The following is a 2,127-nucleotide window of genomic DNA, read 5'->3' as shown; positions in this document are numbered from 1 at the left end:
CACTTTTGGAAATGAAAAAAACTATTCGCCTTATACTGGAATTATAACTGTAGAAAAGGAAAGTGAAAAATATATGATAACTAATATTAATTGGAACTGAAAATAACGCCACACAACACCGTGTATATTTAATTGCTGCATTGAGCTTACTTGCGAAAATTCCTGCGGAATTTTCACGGGTTCGTAAAAGTTTGCTAATTTAGTTGCTTTACCACGCAACTAACCATACACAAACACGTTATATGCAATCTGAACAAAAAAACTAATGAGTAGATTTTTAATTATATTTTTTGTCTTTTCTATGTTAATAAACAACACCGAAAAAATAAATTTTTTAAATTATCATATAGAATTTTCTAAAATTGAGAAATTAATTGTGGAAGAAAATTTCATAGATGCCGAAACAAAATTAGAAAACTTATTATCTGAATACAAACCTGATTTTGCCAAAGATTATGTAATTGCTTCTCAACTATCTATTTTGAATAATCATAAATCTAAATCTCTTAATTGGATAAAAAAATCTTTCAAAAAAGGAGTTAAAATTGAGTGTTTAAAAACTATTCCGATATTAGATATAAATTTAGAAAATAGTGACTGGGAACTATTAGATAATCAATTTACAGAATTAAACGCTGAATATAATTCAAAAATAAACTTAAGATTATCTGAAGAGTTTAATAACAATTATCAAATTGAACAGATTAATAAAAGTAAAAAAACTTATAAAAAAATTGTTTATTCTAATTTCATAAATATTAAAAAACGCTTATTAAATGGAACTTACCCAAGTGAAAAACTAATAGGTATTGATAACACAGATTTTGCTGAAAAAATATCTGAATGTGAATTAGATAATGCAAAAATTACTGTGACTTTGTTACATTACGATTATCCTTTTAGTGAATTAACAGAAAAGAGATTATTTAATGCTATTAAAATGGGAGAATTACATCCAAGAGAATTTGCTATTATATATACATTCGAAAAAAATAAAATTTCAGCATTATATAAATCCAGTACTAAAAGTAAAAACAGATTATCAAATTATAATTTTAATTTTCCATTTGACAAAAAAATTAAAGACTATTCTAAAGTTAATTCTGACAGAGCTAAATTTGGTATTTGTGAATACGAGGTTGATAAACAAAAGAAAAGTATTGAAGAAAAGTTCGGAATGAAATTGAGGTTTGGATACAGATAAAGACTGCATATAACATCGTATAAAAATAATGCGTAGTTTAGTGCTTAAACAAAGAACAGTGCATTTTTGCTACATCTGATTTTCCTTCGGAAAATCCTCGCACACAAAACCGCACTATTCTTATACGTAACCGTTGCCAGTAATTTAAGAAACCACGAATGATATACGGAATTTTGATAATAATTTTAATAATTGTGCCGATTGGAATCGCATATTATTATGACTATAAGAAAGACCCAAAAGAATTTACTTTCTCAATTACAACAATGGGAAAAGGAATACTCAAAGGTCTTGTTTACGTGGGAATTCTGATTGGTTTAAACGCAATCTACCAATTAGTTATTCCGATAAACAAGAATAACGGAATTGAATTTAATTCAGAACGTGAAAAACTTGGAATACCAAAAATTGGAGATAATTGGGAAAATAGGGAATATGATTCTGAACAATTCACAACAAAATTGTGGAATACAGATTCGACTAACGAGCACTTTAAAAAAGTAATCGACTATGGAATTATTAACGCTGTTTCTGAGACAGATTTTTATAAGAACGAAAACAAAAAGTTTATATATGCTTCTAGTAAATACAACTTTAACTCAAGGACTTTTGAATATTTTATTGAAAGACAAGGTAAATCCTCAAAAATAAGTAAAACGGAATTTGAAAAATTTATTAATGAATAAAAACTACTGGCAACACCGTGTATAATTAATTGCTTTGGCAAGTGCTTATTTGGAAAATTCCTTCGGAATTTTCTCGCGTTCGTTTTTGTTTACTAAAATAGTTGCTGAAACACGCAACTAACCATACACAAACACGTTAACTCTAATAAGGCAGCGCAATTTAAAAATCGGAACCTAACGCTAAAAAATCAAGTCGTTTAAGCCGAACTGAACGCAAAAAACTCACTCGAAATCTGA

2 protein-coding genes are annotated in these 2,127 nt (G+C 27.7%); both read left to right on the top strand.

Annotation, left to right across the window (positions count from 1 at the left end):
• The first annotated feature begins 376 nt into the window (after nt 1-376).
• On the top strand, nt 377-1,204 hold the full coding sequence (locus HNV10_RS17050; RefSeq protein ID WP_173302667.1) for a hypothetical protein: 828 nt from the start codon (nt 377-379) through the stop codon (nt 1,202-1,204).
• 158 nt (nt 1,205-1,362) lie between these two features.
• Nucleotides 1,363-1,890 (top strand): hypothetical protein, encoded by a 528-nt coding sequence (locus HNV10_RS17045; protein ID WP_173302665.1) that lies wholly within the window; start codon nt 1,363-1,365, stop codon nt 1,888-1,890.
• Nucleotides 1,891-2,127: the final 237 nt, after the last annotated feature.

This window comes from Winogradskyella litoriviva (genome assembly GCF_013249065.1).
Taxonomy (GTDB): domain Bacteria; phylum Bacteroidota; class Bacteroidia; order Flavobacteriales; family Flavobacteriaceae; genus Winogradskyella; species Winogradskyella litoriviva.
This window is presented reverse-complemented; position numbering and strand designations above follow the sequence as displayed.